This window comes from Oceanobacillus sp. NCCP-135 (genome assembly GCF_059698015.1).
Genome location: NZ_BAAKSZ010000007.1, coordinates 113988 through 132751 on the forward strand (window position 1 = coordinate 113988; position 18764 = coordinate 132751).

At 39.6% G+C, this 18764-nt stretch carries 16 protein-coding genes and 1 pseudogene; 11 read left to right on the forward strand and 6 right to left on the reverse strand.

The window, feature by feature from the left end:
* Positions 1–221 precede the first annotated feature (221 nt).
* Positions 222–677 (reverse strand): VOC family protein, encoded by a 456-nt coding sequence (locus AC6HVZ_RS07195; protein WP_497557471.1) that lies wholly within the window; start codon positions 675–677, stop codon positions 222–224.
* A gap of 77 nt (positions 678–754) precedes the next feature.
* Between AC6HVZ_RS07195 and AC6HVZ_RS07200 the strand changes: the two genes are divergently transcribed.
* The gene (locus AC6HVZ_RS07200) at positions 755–1663 is read left to right on the forward strand and encodes a helix-turn-helix transcriptional regulator (protein WP_497557472.1); all 909 of its coding nucleotides are present in this window, start codon (positions 755–757) and stop codon (positions 1661–1663) included.
* Between the two features lie 74 nt (positions 1664–1737).
* Here AC6HVZ_RS07200 and AC6HVZ_RS07205 read toward each other — a convergent pair.
* Positions 1738–1957 (reverse strand): annotated as a pseudogene (locus AC6HVZ_RS07205) (YdeI/OmpD-associated family protein); the annotation flags it as partial.
* A gap of 159 nt (positions 1958–2116) precedes the next feature.
* Here AC6HVZ_RS07205 and AC6HVZ_RS07210 point away from each other — a divergent pair.
* Genes AC6HVZ_RS07210 through ftsW form a run of 3 tightly spaced genes read left to right on the forward strand, consistent with a single transcriptional unit; the run spans position 2117 to position 5091 of the window.
* On the forward strand, positions 2117–2761 hold the full coding sequence (locus AC6HVZ_RS07210) for a DUF1232 domain-containing protein (RefSeq protein ID WP_497557473.1): 645 nt from the start codon (positions 2117–2119) through the stop codon (positions 2759–2761).
* 25 nt (positions 2762–2786) lie between these two features.
* Positions 2787–3944, forward strand: coding sequence for a rod shape-determining protein RodA (gene rodA, locus AC6HVZ_RS07215; RefSeq protein ID WP_497557474.1), 1158 nt, complete (start codon positions 2787–2789; stop codon positions 3942–3944).
* 13 nt (positions 3945–3957) lie between these two features.
* Positions 3958–5091 carry a putative lipid II flippase FtsW gene (gene ftsW / locus AC6HVZ_RS07220; protein WP_497557475.1) on the forward strand — a complete coding sequence of 378 codons (1134 nt, stop codon included), beginning with the start codon at positions 3958–3960 and terminating at the stop codon, positions 5089–5091.
* 570 nt (positions 5092–5661) lie between these two features.
* On the opposite strand, the gene AC6HVZ_RS07225 is transcribed toward ftsW, so the two are convergent.
* From AC6HVZ_RS07225 to AC6HVZ_RS07235, 3 genes are all read right to left on the reverse strand, one after another.
* Positions 5662–6792 (reverse strand): CAP domain-containing protein, encoded by a 1131-nt coding sequence (locus AC6HVZ_RS07225; protein WP_497557476.1) that lies wholly within the window; start codon positions 6790–6792, stop codon positions 5662–5664.
* A gap of 502 nt (positions 6793–7294) precedes the next feature.
* Positions 7295–7423 carry a hypothetical protein gene (locus AC6HVZ_RS07230; protein WP_497557520.1) on the reverse strand — a complete coding sequence of 43 codons (129 nt, stop codon included), beginning with the start codon at positions 7421–7423 and terminating at the stop codon, positions 7295–7297.
* Positions 7424–7984: 561 nt separating this feature from the next.
* The gene (locus AC6HVZ_RS07235; RefSeq protein ID WP_497557477.1) at positions 7985–8380 is read right to left on the reverse strand and encodes a helix-turn-helix domain-containing protein; all 396 of its coding nucleotides are present in this window, start codon (positions 8378–8380) and stop codon (positions 7985–7987) included.
* Between the two features lie 593 nt (positions 8381–8973).
* Between AC6HVZ_RS07235 and AC6HVZ_RS07240 the strand changes: the two genes are divergently transcribed.
* From AC6HVZ_RS07240 to AC6HVZ_RS07250, 3 genes are all read left to right on the forward strand, one after another.
* Entirely contained in the window at positions 8974–9141 is a 168-nt protein-coding gene (locus AC6HVZ_RS07240) for a hypothetical protein (RefSeq protein ID WP_497557478.1), read from the forward strand.
* 344 nt (positions 9142–9485) lie between these two features.
* On the forward strand, positions 9486–9824 hold the full coding sequence (locus AC6HVZ_RS07245) for an ASCH domain-containing protein (RefSeq protein ID WP_497557479.1): 339 nt from the start codon (positions 9486–9488) through the stop codon (positions 9822–9824).
* Positions 9821–10153, forward strand: a complete 333-nt coding sequence (locus tag AC6HVZ_RS07250) for an HAD family hydrolase (protein ID WP_497557480.1) — start codon at positions 9821–9823, stop codon at positions 10151–10153. Before AC6HVZ_RS07245 ends, AC6HVZ_RS07250 begins: the two co-directional genes overlap by 4 nt.
* A gap of 72 nt (positions 10154–10225) precedes the next feature.
* Here the strand turns inward: AC6HVZ_RS07250 and AC6HVZ_RS07255 are convergent, their stop codons facing one another.
* Positions 10226–11734, reverse strand: coding sequence for a nitrate/nitrite transporter (locus AC6HVZ_RS07255; protein ID WP_497557481.1), 1509 nt, complete (start codon positions 11732–11734; stop codon positions 10226–10228).
* A gap of 222 nt (positions 11735–11956) precedes the next feature.
* Here AC6HVZ_RS07255 and AC6HVZ_RS07260 point away from each other — a divergent pair, with 222 nt between their 5' ends.
* From AC6HVZ_RS07260 to narI, 4 genes are all read left to right on the forward strand, one after another.
* Positions 11957–15637, forward strand: coding sequence for a nitrate reductase subunit alpha (locus AC6HVZ_RS07260; protein ID WP_497557482.1), 3681 nt, complete (start codon positions 11957–11959; stop codon positions 15635–15637).
* The gene (gene narH, locus AC6HVZ_RS07265) at positions 15627–17099 is read left to right on the forward strand and encodes a nitrate reductase subunit beta (RefSeq protein WP_497557483.1); all 1473 of its coding nucleotides are present in this window, start codon (positions 15627–15629) and stop codon (positions 17097–17099) included. Before AC6HVZ_RS07260 ends, narH begins: the two co-directional genes overlap by 11 nt.
* Before the next feature lie 300 nt (positions 17100–17399).
* The gene (gene narJ, locus AC6HVZ_RS07270; protein ID WP_497557484.1) at positions 17400–18050 is read left to right on the forward strand and encodes a nitrate reductase molybdenum cofactor assembly chaperone; all 651 of its coding nucleotides are present in this window, start codon (positions 17400–17402) and stop codon (positions 18048–18050) included.
* Positions 18047–18736 carry a respiratory nitrate reductase subunit gamma gene (gene narI / locus AC6HVZ_RS07275; protein WP_497557485.1) on the forward strand — a complete coding sequence of 230 codons (690 nt, stop codon included), beginning with the start codon at positions 18047–18049 and terminating at the stop codon, positions 18734–18736. The genes narJ and narI overlap by 4 nt, the downstream gene beginning before the upstream one ends.
* Positions 18737–18764 lie beyond the last annotated feature (28 nt).

Here is an 18764-nt window from a genome sequence, read left to right on the forward strand (position 1 = left end):
GTAGCTACCGCTCTTGATTGCGTTCTTAACATATATTCAGATGTATAAATTAATATTTTGTCCTAAAATGCAATACTCCATGGTATATAGGGGACATAGCTTTTAAGGAAGCAGTTCTGCTAATAACCAATCATAAAGGTACTTCAGGGTCTGTTAATAATGTCTTAATGTAGGTATATCGTAAAAAATGTTGACGGGACACCCAAACTAATAATACAAATTTAATCTACGAAACCATCTAGAAATTTACTTGCATCACTATTGAATTTCCACATTACACCAAATTTATCGATTAGCATTCCAAAACTTGCTGACCATGGCGTAGAAGATAACGGCATGATCACAGTACCATCTTCTGAAAGCCCATCGAAAATTTGCTTATTCATTTCTGGATCAGCATCAATAATACTGATTAAGACGGTATTCCCTGTTGTGATTTCGCCTGCTGCAGCTTGCATAAAAGGCGGAACATCTGAGATCATTAACATATTCTCTAAAAACTCCAAACGGGATTCCATAATCATGTTTTGTTCTTCTACCGTTAATGGGGCACTTGGATCCTGACCAAAAGCACCAAATCTCACCATTTTTACATTTGTTGCTTGTAATGCCTTTTCATAAAAGGCTAACGCTTCTTCTGCTCTTCCATCAAATTGTAGATAAACGATTGCTTTCATAATTTAATTCCTCCTTTTCATATTTGAAGTATAATAGGACATAGGCGACAAGTGTATGTCGTATATGGGAGGGAAATATGAAAAAGATTGAGCGACTTATCTCGATAGTGATGATTTTGTTACAAAAAGAAGTGGTTTCGGCATCAGAGTTTAGCCGACTTTTTCATGTGACGAAACGGACGATTCAGCGTGATATGGAAGCATTAAGTTATGCAAACATCCCTATTTATGCACAATATGGTGCTGAAGGGGGATATGCACTAATGAAAGAGTATAAATTCGATAAGCGATTATTAAATCACAAGGATATTGAAAATATACTCGTAGCTTTAGGAGGATTTGAGAAACTGATTACCAATCAAGAGATTCAAACGACTATTCAAAAAATCAAAGGAATGACCAGCGCAGATATTTCACCAATACTTGATTTAACTTTTTATGATTGGGTAGGAAGAAGTCAAATGAAAGAAGATATGTTATTTATTAAGCAAGCAATTGAAAAAAATTGGTTATTAAAGTTTGAGTATGTTGACCAAATAGGCAACATCACTTATAGGGTGGTAGAACCGTATAAGTTACATGTACGTGAAATGCATTGGTATCTTTTTGGTTATAATTTAGAACGAGAAGACTATCGAACGTTTAAATTGACGAGGATAATAAATATTCAAAAAGACGGCTTTTTTGTCCCAAGATCCAATACGGTATTGGAAGAAAAAAATCACCATCATGAACAACTAAATTTGGTTAGTGTACAGCTATTGATAGACGTTGCTGTAAGAGATCAATTTATCGAGAGATACGGAAAAAATGCCGTTACAAAAGTGACTACAAGTAGTTACCTTGCGACAATTGAATTGCCTGAAAATCCATTTGCCTACCAATTTTTAGCTGGTTTCGGTAATAAAGTAAAAGTTATGAAGCCAAAAGGTTTTATTTCTAAGTATGTAAATTTTTTAGAGGAAGCAGTGAAGCTCTACAAATAAAATGTGTATAGGTCAGCTTTGGAGAGTATATGATAGATATCAAAAGCTCTTAATTCAATTCCTGTTTCCTGACGTTAATAATTGATGAAGCGACCATTATCAATCCACTGACCATACATTTTATTTTCTCTAATATTTTCAATCAACTTCTTCAGTCTATTGTTAAAATATCAAAATATCAGGCTCATCTCGATAACTTTGTATTGTATCAATTCTAATCCCGCTATATAGTTCAGGACATTAAATGAAATTCTGATATCATTGGTCATCTTCTTTTAGAAGCGTTTCGATATCTTTATGTCTTTCTAATGGTGGTATTATATCTTTGTTTGCCATAAAGTCACCCATCGTATCATTGTTGACAATCCGGTGACGAGTGTTGACAAATCGTCACCATTATTGTAAGTTTTACATAAATGATTTATAGAATTAGAGGAGGTTTTAAGTAGGCGGATGAAAGATTATCAGGAAAAAGATGAGTTCGGGAAGCTGTTACGTCGTTTAATTGATGAGAAGTCTTTGTCTATCAGAGGATTAAGTAGAATTTGCCAGATTGATCATGCGACCATTTCCAAAATTATAAATGGGAAGAGGAAGGCAACTATTACTCACCTGCAGAAGTTTGCGGTGTGCTTAAATGTTGAACTATCCACCTTGATGAAAGCCGCTGGTTATAGTGTAGAGGTAAAAGAGGATAAGGATTCGGATATTCATGCTGCACTAAAAGATATTCAAAGGGTGATAGCGTCTTCTGATGGCTATAATGGATCGTTTACCATGGAGAAGATGGATGAAGCGATTGTTAAATATAAAGACTATAGTCAAACAGATGAGGGAAAACAGCAAATCTTGAGTGAATTTCAAAAGAAGGTCGATAAAGTAGGCGGCATGGGCCCCTATATAAAATCGTTAAAATCAATGTATTCACAGTTTTCTAAGGAAAGTGGTACCATCTATCAACTTGCATTTATCGGAAGTGCACTCCTCTATTTTATTGTAACAACAGATTTATTGCCGGATTATCTTTTTCCTATTGGTTTTTTAGATGATGCTTTGGTCGTTCAAACGGTTTTGCAGCATGTAGATAATAAAAGATAGATTAGAAAGGTAATAGGATGGAATTATGAGAGATAAAGAGCAACAGATTGATTATGTACTGCTATTTTCATTATTTTGTTTATTTATTTTTAGTTTACTGGCTGTTTACAGTGGGTCAGGGCAATATGCTCAGGATCAGCCTTTTTATTTTGTGACTAGGCAATTAATTTGGTATGCCATCGGGATTGGGCTAATGTCAGCGATTGCGCTGTTTGATTATGAATTATTGAAAAAGTGGGCACTTCCGTTATATCTGACTGGGATCGGCTTGTTACTGGCCGTTCATTTTTTTGGAACGGTGAAGAATGGCTCCCAACGTTGGATTGATTTAGGTGTTATTGAGATACAGCCATCTGAATTTATGAAGATTTTCCTCATTATTTATTTAGCTCTTCTTTTGAGTAAGATAGGCGCTACCAAAATATCCTTCATAAATAGTATCTCCATCACGCTTAACGTAATTATCTATTCCATCATCCCCTTCTTTTTCATACTACTGCAGCCTGACTTGGGATCTGCGCTTGTTATTGTAGGGATAACAGCATCACTTCTGATTGTGTCCAGCATTTCAACCAAAATGATTTTATTGCTAGCTTCCGGGGCAGCAGGTCTGGTTGGTTTATTAATTTATTTATTTCAATTTCAACCTGACATTTTTGCAAAAATTCTTCAGACGCATCAGCTTTCACGAATTTACGGTTGGCTTAATCCGAGTCAATATTCATCTGATTTTGGCTATCAATTACAGCAGGCAGTGCTAGGAATAGGATCTGGGCAACTGTATGGTAATGGATTTGCTCAAGGGATTCAGGTGCAAAGTGGAAAGGTCCCAGAGGCGCATACGGATTTTATTTTTGCGGTAATAGGAGAAGAATTCGGTTTTATCGGGACAAGCAGCTTAATCTATATCTATTTTCTGTTAATCTATCGAATTATCAAAATTGCCTTCCAAGCCAATCATCTATTTGGCGTGTATATCTGTGTGGGAACGATCGGGTTATTCGGTTTTCAAGTATTTCAAAATATTGGAATGACCATAGGTTTGACACCTATTACTGGTTTAGCACTGCCATTTATTAGTTACGGCGGAAGTGCATTGCTCACTAATTTTATTGCATTAGGGCTGGTGTTGAGTGTGCAACGAAGGTCTAAGCACTATATGTTTAGTGAAAACATTATGTAATCGAAAGGGTACCATGATAATGAAATCCATAATTGCTAACAAGGTAAAACATTTCGATATCACGCTGCTATTCATTGTATTAATGCTTTCTGCCTTTGGATTAATGATGATTTATAGCAGTAGTTATGCACTGGCTTATGTAAATTATGATAATCCTCATTATTTTTTCCATAGGCAATTATTGTGGCTGGGGGTCAGTGTATTCTTTTTATTGATTACTGCTTTTTTTCCATATCGAATCTATGCGAAGGTTAGCCCCTTTCTTGTACTCGTATCCATTGTTTTATTAACGCTCGTATTAATTCCGGGAATTGGTGCAGCAAGAAATTTTTCGCAAAGATGGATTCAATTTGGTTCATTCGTTTTTCAGCCAACTGAAGCAATAAAACTGTTTATGATTATTTATTTTGCATCATTTTATTCAAAAAAACAGGGAACCATAAATCATTTTAAAAACGGAGTACTTCCCCCGTTACTGATTTTAATGGTTGTCTTCTTATTAATCTTACAACAACCGGATCTAGGGTCAGCGGCGTTAATATTATTTGCGTGTGGAATTGTCGTCATTTGTTCAGGTGTGAAATATAAACATTTGCTGATGCTAGGAAGTGTTGGTATTGCTGGACTCATTTATTTTGCCTATTCTTCGCCATACCGGGTAGAAAGAATAACTTCCTTCATCGATCCATTTGCAGATCCTTTTGGGGATGGCTATCAATTAATTAACGGTTATATTGCGATTGGAACTGGTGGGATTTGGGGGAACGGATTAGGTAATAGTATTCAAAAATTAGGATTTCTACCTGAAGCACATACAGACTTTATCATGGCAGTCATTATCGAGGAACTTGGGATAATTGGATTAATGGTTGTGATTAGTGCATATATCTTTATGTTGCTTCGAGGGGTGCAAATCGCCAGGGAAAGTAATCATATGTTCGCCAAATTACTCGCTATTGGCATTACGTTTCAAATGATGACACAGGTAATCATTAATTTAGGAGCCGTTTCTGGTCTTCTTCCGGTAACAGGAATCACGCTTCCGCTCTTAAGTTATGGTGGATCTTCACTTGTTTTTACGATGATCTCGTTGGGAATCTTATTGAATATTTCCCGTAATAATAAAAAAGCGCAACTGGCGAATTGAATTTTTTAAAAGAGAGAAGAAAGCATAGACGAAATCGGCTATTTCACCGATTTCTTCAAATCTGACTTCTGACCTCTGGAAAGACGCTTGAGCGTTTTTCTTAAAGGCTTATCATGCAATTTGTCACGCATTAACGGGCTGTAATACTTCCACCTCCAAGCGTGAGAAATCTCAAACGAGAAGCTGGGGGAGGGCCTTGTGTCATACCATTGCGGGATAAACAGCCCGTAAATTTCCTGATTCTGTTCAAGGTCCTTTAGGTCATACCATGAAGTACTAACATGCCGTGGGGGAGGGAGGGGAACCCCACTGAATGAAGGTTCACTTTATGCGGTGACTGGACGTGATTATTTGTAACCTCATGTAGCTGAAACTAGCTTAGCGCACACCATCTCACAACTACAAAAAAGCTGTTCCTCTCCAATCGACCAAGGTGCGAACAGCTGTATCATTCCTGAAATCTATCTCCTGCCAGTGGTGTAGCGATACGCTTTTCCACCGCTTGGGTACTCCAGCAAAACGCTACATGTTGGTGGCACCCGTAGTTGAGCTTGAGTTGGAGAAGTTATTTTATTTTGTTAAAAAATTCGCAGTAAAAAACGGCTGTGCATCAGCATTAAAAGCAACTCCTACAGCAAGCGCCTCAAAATCCTCTTTCAAGATATTTTCCCTATGACCAAGTGAATTCATAAGACCTTCGTGAGCAAAAATGCTGCTTGATTGGCCTGCTGCCAGATTCTCTCCTGCCATTCGAAAGACAATATCATCTTCTTTCATCCGGTCGAATGGGGACTCCCCTTCTAAGTTTGTATGGTTGAAATAGTTGTTTTCGGCCATGTCGGTACTATGGCTGCGAACGGTGTTTCTTAATGATTCCTCCCAGGATAATGCAAAAAGCCCGTGGTTAACTCTGGCAGCATTCGTTAGGTCGAATAATTGATATTCAAACCCCTCTTTTAATTCATTGCTTGGATCAGAAAAGTATTCCTTTTTTCCCTTTTCCAATGCTCCACTGATTAGTTGTATTGCTGTGACTGTATTGCTTTCATGCTTATCATAGAAAATGGTCACATAATTATGATCGATCAGAAACATATCATATTCCTGATTGCTTTCAATTTGGTAATTTACCAATCCTTTTCGTATGGCTTTAAGTGGCTCATTTAACAGCGACAAAACAGACTGTCTTGTATCTGCAAAGGTAAGTCCTTCTGTAGAGGTAAGCAGGTCTTGATTGGTATATAAGCCAACGACTTGATCTTGCTCATCATATGCAGCCATGAAGAAGTTTTGATAATTTTCATGATAGGTAACCCAATCCACCCCGTATTCATTTAACGTGGAACGCATAGGCTTGCCCACTTGATCCTCCACGTCTGAACGGACGTCGCCGATTTCCACATTATGAATCGAAAAGGATTGCTTTGTCGGTGCGTTTAATTGCGGTTTCTCTGCGTCAAGCTGATCTGACTTCTCACGATCGGATAGGGAGTCTTTCCATTTGCCGATTAATAGTTGGATTTCCTGATTGATTGTATCTATTGTAGCAGCTACTTTAGGGTTCTCTTTTATGTCATTCACAGTGGAGCCCATCTCTTGAACTACACCCTGAACACCAAAACGTTGGAATGTATCTCCATAGAAATGCCAAAGTGCAAACGCAATAAGCACTAAAACAATGATGTTCCTCAACTTTCGCATTTTCTCACACCCAGTCATGTATGTTTATATGCTCTATTTTAGCAACAATTTGTCGTATGAACAAATGGGAGGGATGCTGCTGCAAAGTGGAGGGGCGATGTTATAAAGTGGGGGAGACGTCCAAGCAAAGTGTAGAGACATCCAGGCAAAGTAGAGAGACATCCAAGTAAAGTTGAGAGATGGCCAGGCAAAGTGGAGAGACGTCCAAGTAAAGTTGAGAGATGGCCAGGCAAAGTGGAGAGACATCCAAGTAAAGTTGAGAGACATCCAGGCAAAGTGGAGAGACGTCCAAGCAAAGTGGAGAGATGGCCAGGCAAAGTGGAGAGACGCCCAAGTAAAGTTGAGAGACATCCAGGCAAAGTTGAGAGAAACAGGACAATCTCATCATTATCTCTCAACTATCGAGAGTTATCTCTCAACAATACGCCATTATCTCTCAACTTTTAAGTTAAATCTCTTTCACAAGTAAAAGGAGCAAAATACTCGCTCCTTTTACTTGTTTTTACTTCTTTTTCTGTTGTCTTAGATAGCCCATGGAAGCGGCATATGCAGCGGTTCTTGCGGGGATGCCTTTTCTGATGAGGCTCTCTACAGTTTGTTCGATCTTTTCTCCCGCACCTTTCATTATCAATCGATTCCCCCCTCTCCTAAATTATTATTTGCGTCAACAGAGAAACTATTTACCATCCTTCGTTGAGAAGGTTTAAGTGCTACATTATGGTTTAGTGGATGAATCATTGTCATGGACAACATCCAATTACATTAAAAAAATCCGCATATGCTGTAGCAAGATGCGGATTTAATAAAGAAATGCTTAATTACCCGGAGGGCGATTCGTTCGATATTTATTTTCGCTCTTCATTTCGTTCAATTCTTTTTTGCTTTTGTTTTTCGTTTTTGTCTTATCTTTTGCCACAAAATAACCTCCTTTTCCATCAGTATGTGTTATTTTGTCCAAAAGATGTATCGAAGCGGCAATGAAAACAAAGCAATCGTCCATGCCCTCTAATGAGGCGTTAAATAGATGTTTTTAGGGTTCACTTTTTCTGATTCTTCGGTTATATGAATGCCCTTAAAAATTTCCCAAAATAAAATTGCACTTTCGCTAAGTACAACTAATATCGGTCGAAGGATTATTTGCATAAAAAAGGGTCTATCTCTTCGTTTCAATGGGAGACAGACCCTTCTGTAATTATTTCCTATTTTTTGCTTGATGTACAATCCATTCAAAATTTTTACAAAGATAAATGATATCTTCTTGTGATAATACAGCCCATTCTTCTGCTTTTAATATTGCCGGATCCTTTATTCCATGCTGTGTGAAAATTTTTTTTAGATGGTTAAACGTACTGTTTCCTGCTATGTAATCCACTTTTCTTTTGGTTTCTTTCCCATAGAGGAGATAATCTGTAGATACATTATATAGTTCTGCTAGTTCGGCCAATGTATCAATAGAAGGTTTTTTCTGTTCTCTTTCATAGTCTCCATAAACATTATCGGAAAAATTGAGTAAACGACTCAATTCTCTTTTTGAGTATCCAGCTTTTTCACGAAGATTTTCTAAACGCCAGCCAAAGCCCTCCATCATTCACACCTCTCTTTGTTCGGATAAAACCTACCATATAATAGGAAAAATATTACAAAAAACACTCAAAAAAGGTGTGTTTTGTAATATTTCGTTCAATTAGAACTCATATAATGTGTTTAAAGGAGTTATCTATCTGAATAATAGTAATATTGAACTAATACTAATTAACTATAATGAAAGGGGTTATAATCAACGTGATGTAATCATTCGTATTTGCCAGGGCTTCGGGCGGAGGGAGGTGTGTGTAGTGTATAGTTTAACGGAAGTGAATATCGGATTTTGTTTGATCGTCTATACATAAGTAATACTTCGAAAGTAAATTCAGGTCGTAGATGAAATATACCTTTGTCTGAACAAAGGGAAAATTTGCACTCCAAAGTATAGGAGTTTATAGGTAACTAAAATACACTTTCACGTATTCCTTTAGCGAATATCAAGTTTTCTAATGAGTAAAGTGTATGCGATTGGCATAGTTACGAATCAAGAAGTAAACAAGTGTTGATGCAGAAAAGAATAATGAATACGACTATTGGGGGAAGAAGGTAAAATGAATAGGAGAAGATGTGTGACGTTTGAAGATATTTTAAATCAAAATGAAAAAAGGCTTCATTACCATATTCAAAAATTACGGATTACCGACCAACTTCAAGAATATCATTTCCATGTATGTCTTTATGATTGGTGGAAAATATGGAGAAGGTATCAGCTGGAGAAAGGGCTCCTTTCCACTTATTTTAACATATATTTCCATTACCGATTAAGCGATATCATACAAAAAACTCGGAAGGAAAAAATACCACTTTAGAATCATCACTGTAAAAGTATAAAGGTACATATCGTTGGAAAGAGAGGTTGAATGAAATAAATAAATTCAAAGGGGCCAGTTACCACTGCTTTACTATGTTAGCGAAGAGAAAGACTGTTCCCTTTGTAAAATTTAATTTCACACTGCAACCATATCCTCATTTTCCTCGTTTTACTGTCGTTTTACGATGATGCTTGCCAAGAGCGGGTGGATCCATCTGTCGGGATGCACTGCAAAACATGACACTTTCGCCTATTTCCTTTATACTGATGATAAACAAACAGGGGGAGATGATGGACGATGAAGCAGAGTAATTCACTTCCACCAAAAACAGGTTCCATAAATCAACTTGTTACCAAGCCGCAAGATATAGAAAAAGTAGTCAGTGGACAGAAGTCAGCCACCCGTCGCAATCGCCGTTATGCTGATAGGGGCGAAATCATGATCCTTAACAATCAAAAATTTGCAATCACAAATATATACACACAAAAGCTGGGTGAGGTTACTGATGAAGATGCCAGGCGAGAAGGATATCCGAGTGTAGAGGAGTATAAGCAGTCAATTTTATCGATCCATCCGGGTATGAAGTGGCAGCCAGAAATGAAAGTATGGGTACATGAGTATGCACCGGTGAAATGAATTGGAATCTGAGCACTGTTCGCCCTACCGAAAAGCGTTATTTTTTTGTCGTAAAAGAGGTTTATGTGATTGGAACTGAATTATTAGTTGATCAACAAGGAATTTGTACGGGAAAAATAAATACGATGGTCAGTGGACATGAAAAAGTGAGAAAGGTGCACGAATGGATTAAAAATAGTGGTGTTAGGAAAAATCAGGAGGTATGGGCATACGCAGACAGCGAAAATGATATTCCTTTATTTCAGTTCGTAAACCATCCAATTGTAGTAAATCCAAATACCAGCACGAAAAAAATTGCCGAGCAAAATCATTGGTTTATTTCGGCATAGATAGCATTCGTTCCACCGCAAAGTAAACTCAGAAACAGGGTCCTCATCTCATGCAGGAACCCTGTTTCTGAGTTATTTTGGCGGAATATTTGATTTGGAAATATCATTAAATATGCCGACGTACTGTTTTATGTCACCTACATTATTTTTTATCGCAGTTATGGTAATCCATCCGGGGTAGACAGCCCCGTTTTTTCGCTTATTCCAGATTTCGCCTTCCCAAAAGCCGTGTTCCTGTATGCCTGACCACATTTTTTCGTAAAAGTGGATATCATGTCTTCCGGATTGCAGGAAGTTTGGTTTTTCTCCAACTGCTTCTTCTTTTGTATAGCCAGTGATTCGCGTAAAGGCTGGATTTACATGTTGAATATCTAAATTCTTGTTCGTAACCATAATTCCTTCCGCAGTTCCCTCGATAATTTGTCTTTCAATATTCATTCGATCCTTGTAATACATGAAAATTACAATGACAAAGCTGACGAGTGCGAATTCAGAAAGCAGCATAAATGCGATCGCATGGTGTCCGGTAATATTGTTGACGGTCGTTAAAAGAAGTGGTGGGAAGAAACCGCCCAATCCCCCCATGGCAGAGACGATACCGTTTACAATCCCGGCTTGATTGGAGAAGTATAATGGAACAAGTTTAAAAATAGTCCCATTACCGATTCCGACAGTTACACCAACGGCAAGTGCTCCGACAGTGTACCATTCGATATTCGGTGAAAATGACAGTAACACTCCGGAGAAGGTAACCCCAGCAAAAACAAACATTAAAATGATAAATGCATTAAATTTATCTGCCAGCAAGCCCCCAATTGGACGCAGTAACGTTGCAATCGCAATAAAAATAGCTGTTCGTATCCCCGCATCGACAGGTTCTAATCCGAAATTTTCGACTAAAAAGCTGGGGAGGAACATTGTAAACGCAACAAAGGCACCAAATGTAATGAAATAAAACAGGCTGAGAAACCATAATGTCGTATTTTGGTAAACCCCTTTTATTTGTTCGGCCATCGATTTTTTTACTTTTGCTTCCTGTCTGTCCCCAAAAATAAAAATCAGTGCAGCAAAGACAAGCAGTAAAAGGATAAACAGTCGAACGGTACTTACCCAGCCGATATGTTGTGCGATAATCGGAGCGGTAAATGTTGTGAGTGCCGTACCAATATTACCAACCCCATAAATCCCGTTGACAAACCCATGTTTTTCTTTTGGAAAATACTTTGGCAGGGAGGTAACACCAATGGAGAAAGTCGCTCCCCCTACACCTAGGATTAGGCCACCAATAACCAAATCTGCAAACGAATCAGCCATACTGATAAAAAATACCGGAAATAAAAGAATGAGTGTACTGATGAAGAAAAGCATTCGTGATCCTAATCGGTCTGTGTAGATGCCGATGGGAATCCTGAGCAATGACCCTAGAATAACCGGAATTGCTGTTACAAATGACGCCTGTCCACTCGTTAAGGCGATATCCCCCTGAATAAAAGGCATTAAGGAAGAAATTAAAACCCAGACCATAAATCCAATAAAAAGACTCGAGGTTTGCAGTGTCAATTGAACAATTGGTTTTTTCATAAGTAGTTACTTCCTTTCCATATACATATTTTTTAGTATTTACCCTAGTTTAGTTAACTTTATTCTATAATAATGTGAAAAAAATCACAAATATAGTATTAGCCTATTTAATTATGACTAATTCGTGACTGACTTAGATTTTGTGACATATTTCACAACGATATGGTTTCGTCAATGATTAAATACAATTACATCGTTAAATTGTATTTTTTTGGAGGGAAAATGATGAAGAAACCGTCTCCGCTTTGGCAACGATTGAATTACCTGAAACCTAAAGAAATGTATTCGAATAATCATAGTCAGTTGCAGGAAGGAAATCGTGATTGGGAAAATGTGTATCGCAGAAGATGGCAGCATGATAAGGTTATTCGTTCCACACATGGCGTTAACTGTACCGGTTCATGTAGCTGGAATATTTATGTAAAGGATGGGATTGTCACATGGGAAGGGCAGCATTTAAATTACCCAACAACAGGTCCTGATATGCCGGAGTTTGAACCGCGCGGCTGTCCAAGGGGGGCAAGCTTTTCGTGGTATATCTATAGCCCATTGCGTGTGAAGTATCCCTATGTTCGGAAAAAATTATTGAATCTGTGGCGCGAAGCCCTTCAAGCACATGCCAGTCCACTAGAGGCGTGGGCAAGCATTGTAGAGGATAAAGAAAAGGCAACAAGCTATAAACAAGCAAGAGGAAAAGGCGGATTAGTTCGTGCGGAGTGGGAGGAAGTGACAAAACTTGTTGCTGCGTCTGTGCTTTATACAACAGTAAAATATGGACCTGACCGTAATGTTGGATTTTCTCCAATTCCAGCGATGTCCATGATCAGTCATGCTGCTGGAAGCCGGTTTATGTCATTAATCGGGGGACCGATGCTCAGCTTTTATGATTGGTATGCAGACCTACCACCTGCTTCCCCGCAAATTTGGGGAGATCAGACCGACGTCCCGGAAAGCTCAGACTGGTTTAATTCCGGCTATATTATGACATGGGGCTCGAATGTGCCGCTAACTCGTACACCAGATGCGCACTTCCTCGTCGAAGCACGTTATAAGGGAACGAAGGTGATTTCCGTCAGCCCGGACTATGCGGAATCGACAAAATTTGCCGATGAGTGGATGTCTGTTAAACAAGGGACAGATGGTGCTGTGGCAATGGCAATGGGACATGTGATTTTAACTGAATTTTATCAGAAGGAAATGACACCTTATTTTGCAGCATATGCAAAGACCTATACCGATTTTCCATTCTTGGTACGTCTGAAAAAAGAGAATGGCGCATATACAGCAGATCGCTTCCTGCATGCGAAGGATCTCGGAATCGATTCAGTGAACAATCAATGGAAGCCAGCGATGTTTAATTTGGCAACAGATGACTTTTCTATTCCACAGGGGACAATGGGTTCTCGTTGGGACGAGCGGGGAAAATGGAATTTACGCTTAGTGGATGAGAATACAAATGAAGCAATCGAACCTAGTTTAAGCTTTTTAGGAATGGAAGATGACATCGTTACAGTGAACATGCCATATTTTGATACCGAAACGAAAAAAGTTCTCCCACGTGCGGTTCCAGTTAAACAAGTAGAGCTAAATGGAAAAACGGCGTATATTGCAACGGTTTATGATTTAATGCTGGCAAACTACGGAATTGACCGTGGAATTGGTGGAGAAGTGGCAAGCTCCTATGATGAGATTGCACCGTTTTCTCCAGCCTGGCAGGAGCAGATCAGCGGTGTGGATCGCAATCTGGTTATTAAAATTGCCCGTGAATTTGCACAAAATGCGATTGATACACAGGGTCGCTCGATGATTATTATGGGTGCCGGGATTAATCATTGGTTCAATTCGGATACGATTTACCGTGCTGTTGTCAATCTTGTCCTATTGGTCGGAGCACAGGGCGTGAATGGTGGTGGCTGGGCTCATTATGTTGGTCAGGAAAAACTTAGACCTGCGGAAGGCTGGAATACCATTGCAACCGCAAAAGACTGGGGTTCACCCAAACTGCAAAATGGAACGTCATTTTTCTACTTTGCGACAGGGCAGTGGCGGTTTGAAGAATCACCCGTAAGTAATCTTGTCGCTGCAAATGTGGATAAAGCACGATATGATCATCACGGGGATTACAATGTACTTGCTGCACGTCTTGGCTGGCTGCCATCCTATCCGACCTTTAATAAAAATGGAATTGATCTTTATAATGAAGCGGTCAATAGTGGCAATGAAACAATTGATGAAATAGGAAAGTATGTTGCGAACCAGTTAAAAAGTAAAAAGCTGCTGTTTGCGATCGAGGATCCGGATGATGCAGTAAATTTTCCAAGAAACTTATTTGTCTGGCGTGCCAATTTAATTTCCAGTTCCGGAAAAGGGCATGAATACTTTTTAAAATATTTACTTGGAACATCGCACGGGCTGCTGAATTCAGATGAAGACAGCATTCGTCCAGAAGAAATTAAGTGGCGCAGGGAGGCACCTGAAGGCAAGCTGGATTTATTGATTAATCTCGATTTCCGGATGGCGGGAACAGCGTTGTATTCAGATGTGATTTTACCAGCTGCTACCTGGTATGAGAAACATGATTTATCCAGCACGGATATGCACCCATTCGTCCATCCATTTAATCCAGCCATCGCATCACCTTGGGAGGCAAAATCAGATTGGGATATTTTTAAGGAATTGGCAAAAGGTGTTTCTAGTTTAGCTGAGGAGCTGGATATGGAGCCGGTTAAGGAAGTAGTTGCATCCCCAATCCTGCATGATACTCCTGGCGAAATGGCTCAAGCCTATGGGGAAATTAAAGACTGGTCCAAAGGGGAATGTGAGCCAATTCCTGGTAAAACGATGCCACATATTACTGTTGCCAAGTACGATTACAAACAAATATATAGGAAAATGACATCTCTCGGAAAAGGTGTTGTAACCAAGGCCTATGGTGGAAAAGGCATTAATTGGGATATGGAGAAGGAATATGACCTCGTGAAGCGGACGATCGGCACCATTCAAGATGGCAGTATGGCAGACGGCTGTCCGGATATCACCAGTGCCAGAGATGCTTGCGAAGCTATTCTGATGCTTTCATCCACCACCAATGGAAAAGTAGCGGTTAAGGCCTGGGAAGCATTAGAGAAGAAAACGGATCTGGAGCTGAAGGATTTAGCTAGTGAAAGGGAAGAAGAATTATTTACCTTTGATCAAATCACGGCACAGCCTAAAACAGTCATCACGTCACCTGCATTCAGCGGTTCGGAAAAAGGGGGCAGAAGGTATTCGCCGTTTACCACAAATATAGAGCGAATGATTCCGTTTCGGACGATTACAGGAAGACAATCGTATTTTCTGGATCATGAGCTGATAAAAGAATTCGGGGAATCGATGGCAGTATTTAAGCCGATATTAAATGATTCGCCATTTAAAGCAAATCGACCTGAAGTGGAAGGAAAAGAGATTACGCTGAACTATTTAACCCCACATAATAAATGGTCGATTCACAGTATGTACTTTGACTCACAGCCAATGCTGACGCTTTTCAGAGGTGGACCAACAGTCTGGCTGAACAAGGATGACGCAGCAGAAGCAGATATTGAAGATAATGACTGGATTGAATGTTTTAACCGGAATGGCGTTGTTGTGGCCCGGGCTGTTGTTTCCCATCGGATCCCAAGAACGATGGCATTTATGCACCATGCACAGGATCGACATATCCATGTTCCTGGAACGAAATTAACGAAGAACCGTGGTGGAACACATAATAGTCCAACACGCATTCATGTGAAACCAACCCATATGATTGGTGGCTATGCGCAACTCTCCTATGGATTTAACTATTATGGTCCTACAGGAAATCAGCGTGACTTAAATGTTGTCATCAGAAAACTTGAGGAGGTTGATTGGCTTGAAGATTAAAGCACAGGTCGGAATGGTAATGAATCTGGATAAATGTATTGGTTGCCATACATGTAGTGTAACCTGCAAAAACACCTGGACTAATCGTCCGGGTGCGGAATATATGTATTTTAACAATGTGGAAACAAAGCCAGGAATTGGTTACCCGAAAGCATGGGAGGATCAGGAAAAATATAAAGGAGGCTGGGAGCTGGAACATGGCGAATTAAAGCTGAAATCCGGCTCTAAGGTAAAGCGTCTGATGAATCTGTTTTATAATCCAAATCAGCCAGAACTCGATGATTACTATGAACCATGGAACTATGATTATGAAACATTGACAAACAGCCCGGAGAAAAAGCATCAGCCAGTCGCACGTGCAAAATCAGCGATAACAGGAGAATTTATGGATCTCGAATGGGGGCCAAACTGGGAGGATGATCTGGCAGGGGCACACATAACCGGTCTTCGTGATCCAAACGTTGTGAAGATGGAAGAAACAATTAAGACAGAATTTGAAGATGTATTTATGATGTATCTTCCACGAATTTGTGAACACTGCATCAATGCACCATGTGTGTCTGCATGTCCATCTGGTGCGATGTATAAGCGGGATGAGGACGGGATTGTGCTTGTCGATCAGAATGCATGCCGGGCATGGCGTCACTGTGTAACATCCTGCCCTTACAAAAAAGTGTATTTTAATTGGCAGACGAATAAAGCGGAAAAATGTACGATGTGCTATCCAAGAATTGAAAATGGCCAGCCAACAATTTGTTCGGAAACCTGTGTAGGAAGGATCCGCTATATCGGAATAATGCTGTATGACGCAGATAAAGTATTGGAAGCGGCATCCATAACAGATGAAAAAGAACTTTACAATGCACAGCTAGGAATCTTTTTAGACCCAAATGATCCAGAGGTAATGAAAGAGGCGAAAAAAGCAGGAATTCCCATGGACTGGGTGGAAGCTGCACAGAAATCACCAATTTATAAAATGATTATCGATTGGAAGATTGCCTTACCACTTCATCCAGAATATCGCACCATGCCAATGGTATGGTATATTCCGCCACTTTCTCCGATCATGAATATGATTGAAGGAAAAGGCAGCACTGCAGATACGGAAGATATTTTCCCAGCAATTGATACTATGCGAATTCCAATTGAATATTTAGCAAATCTCCTGACAGCAGGGAATACCGAGCAAATTCGCATTGTCCTGAAAAAAATGGCTGTCATGCGCAGTTACATGCGTGCAGCAACTTCTGGTAAAGCCTATGATACGAGCCTCATCACCGAACTTGGATTAGAGGAAGAGGATATCAAGAAAATGTTCCGTCTACTCGCAATCGCAAAATATGAAGATCGCTTCGTTATTCCAAAAAGTCATAAGGAAGAAGTTGCCGATTTATATGAGGAACAAGGGGCATGTGGCCTCGACTTTGCTGGTGGCCCGGGAAGCTGTGGCGTACTTTCCTAATTAGATCATGAGGATGGGACATGAGTAAAATAATCATTCTAAATACTAACAATAAACTATCTTAGCGGAGGAAAGATACGTAGACTCCTTGAAAATACAAAGCAATTTTCTGTGTGCGATGCAGGCGCTGTCCCTTGTTCTGCGGGAGGATAGGCCTAGATGAGACCCTGCAGAACATAGTTCGGGGAGGCTCATCTAGGCCCGCATAAAGCGAAGTATATTTCTGAAGCGGATGATATGCAGTTACTTTTGATTAAAAAACTTTTGTCCCAGCCTCCCAATTTTAAAGGGGGCTTAATAATGAATCACCCAGAAAATTCCCTTATCTATCAACTGATTTCCTTCCTACTGCAATATCCGGATCGAAAGCTTAAGGAAATTTTACCTGAATTGCAAGCTGTGGTGGAAACGATAAATGATCAACAAATTCAAAAAAATTTTGATATGTTTTTGAATCAGTGTGCTGCCATGCCACTGGAAGTTTGGGTAGACCATTATATTACCCATTTTGATTTTGGAAAAACTACGAATCTTTATGTAACGTATTTAAAGCTTGGGGAACAGCGGGAAAGAGGTCTTGAACTCCTTAAACTGAAGAAATTCTACGAGGCTTGTGGATTTACGGTGACAGATAAAGAACTGCCGGATTATTTGCCCATCATTCTCGAGTTTTGTGCCAATGTGCCGGATGAAAAAAGCAATCAGCTCTTACAAATGCATGCTGGAGCAATACAGGAAATTTGCGAGAAATTACATGCAAGCAAAAGTCATTATGCGTATGTGTTTGATGTTTTAGGTTTGCAAATGGAGAAAAACGGGATAACGTTCAGCGAAGCAGAAGTAGAGAAGAAAGAGCGGGTTCCAGCCCTGCCATTCCATTCAGATAGAGAATCATTAATAAATACGATCAATTGGAATATCAGACTGCCAAAAGGGGGAAGCCCAAAATGAATGTACATGACTTTTTATGGGGCGTATTGCCATATATCATTTTGACACTATTTATTGGTGGTCATCTGTATCGGTACCAGCAGGATCAATTCGGCTGGACGACCAAATCCAGTGAATTTCTGGAGAAGAAGCGACTTCGGGTTGGGTCACAGCTGTTTCATTGGGGAATTATCTTTGTGTTTGGCGGACATGTCATGGGCATAATCATTCCCATCGGATTTTATCATGCTCTAGGGGTTTCGGAGCATTTTTACCATAACATGGCAATTATATTTGGCGTCCCAGCAGGTATTGCGGCATTGGCAGGACTTATGATGCTGACCTATCGAAGGGTAAGTGTAACAAGAATAAAGACAACGACATCATTGAGTGACTGGGTTTCCTTACTATTTCTATTGCTCGCTGTTCTAACAGGTTTGGCCGCAACTGGATTTAATGTGGATGCCAATGGGTTTGACTACCGGACAACCATTGCTCCATGGCTTAGAGGTCTGTTTGTGTTAAATATCCAGCCGGAGCTTATGGCAACTGTACCAATTGGCTTCAAGATTCATATTCTATCAACATTTGCTTTGTATGCTGTCTGGCCATTTACCAGATTGGTACATGTATTCAGTTTTCCCCTCAGATATGTGAAACGAAGCTATGTTATTTATAAACGGAGCGTTCCGGAAAAACAAGGTTAATGGATAAGTTTTTTGATAAAGACTAGGA